The sequence below is a fragment of the Rubrivirga sp. genome (genome assembly GCF_049648075.1).
Lineage (GTDB): Bacteria > Bacteroidota > Rhodothermia > Rhodothermales > Rubricoccaceae > Rubrivirga.
Map to the genome: position 1 here is coordinate 1 of NZ_JBARYR010000540.1, position 1,578 is coordinate 1,578.

Below are 1,578 nucleotides of genomic sequence, written 5' to 3' on the forward strand. Positions count from 1 at the left end.
CCTCGACGCCATGAACAGAAAGTCAGCCATCGTCATCGGATCCGGAATCGGAGGGCTCGCGTGCGCGATCCGGCTCCAAAGCCTGGGGTTCGACACCACCATCGTCGAGGCGCTCGACGCGCCCGGAGGCCGGGCCTACGTCCGCCGCGACAAGGGCTTCGTGTTCGACATGGGCCCGACGGTCCTGACGGTCCCCCACTTTATCGAGGAGCTGTTCGCCTTGGAGCGCGACCATGCGATGCTCGGCGAGCCCGACTTCCCCGCCGACGCCCTCGACGAGGCCGACCGGATCACGGAGGGCGTTAGCGGCGGTCCGGCGACCTCGAAGTACGTCGAGATCGTCCCGATCACGCCGTTCTACCGGATCTACTTCGACGACGGGACCTACTTCGACTACGACGCCGACCCGGTCAAGCTGCGCGAGCAGATCAAGCGCCTGGCGCCGGAAGACCTCGAGGGCTACGAACAGTTTCATCGTGCGGCCAAGGCCATCTTCGACCGCGGCTTCCTCGAGCTCGGCTACACCTACTTCGGCAATGTCCGGTCGATGCTGGGCGTGACCGCCGACCTGTTCCGGCTCGACGCCGTCCGGCCGCTGTTCTCGTTCGTCAAGAAGTACTTCAAGTCCGACAAGATGCGGCAGGTGTTCTCCTTCGAGCCCCTGCTCGTCGGCGGCAACCCGCAGAAGGTGCCCGCGATCTACGCCATGATCCACTTCGTCGAGCGGACGTGGGGCATCCACTTCGCGATGGGCGGGACCGGCTCGCTCGTGGACGGTTTCGTCCGCAAGTTCGAGGACCTGGGCGGCGAGATCCGCTACAACGCCAAGGTCGAGCGCATCGAGGTCGAGAAGCAGGGCCGAAAGCGCGTCACGACCGGCGTCACGCTCCACAACGGCACCGCCCTCGAGGCCGACGTCGTGGTCTCCAACGCCGACTACGCGACGACCTACCTCAAGCTGATCGACAAGGAGCACCGCACGATCAACCGCGACGCGCTCGTCAAGCTGCGCAAGCAGTCGATGTCGCTGTTCGTGATCTACTTCGGCTACCAACGCCGCGATGGCGACCCCGACCTCCAGCACCACAACATCATCCTCGGCCCGCGCTACGAGGAACTGCTGACCGACATCTTCGACCGCAAGATCCTGGCCGACGACTTCAGCCAGTACCTCCACATCCCGACCCTGACCGACCCGAGCTTGGCGCCCGAGGGCTACCACGCGGCTTACACCCTCGTCCCGGTCCCGAACAACCAGAGCGACCTCGACTGGGACGCCATCGGCGACGGGTTCGCGGACAAGGTGCTGACGTTCCTGGACGAGCGCGGCTACATCCCGGACCTCAAGGCCCGCCTCGAGGTGATGAGCTATGTCACGCCGGGCTACTTCGAGGGGACGCTGGGCTCGCACGTCGGCAACGGATTCGGCGTGGAGCCGGTTCTGATCCAGTCGGCCTTTTTCCGACCGCACAACCGGAGCGAGGACGTCTCGAACCTCTACCTCGTCGGGCAGGGGACGCAGCCAGGCGGCGGGACGCCGTCGGTGATGATGTCGGCCAAGATGACGGCGCGCGAGGT

The 1,578-nt window shown here is 65.7% G+C and carries 1 protein-coding gene; it reads left to right on the forward strand.

The features are described 5' to 3' along the window. Nucleotides 1–10 precede the first annotated feature (10 nt). Nucleotides 11–1,578: phytoene desaturase family protein (gene crtI / locus WBA11_RS15075; RefSeq protein ID WP_424521485.1), on the forward strand; the 1,568-nt coding region annotated here is incomplete at its 3' end.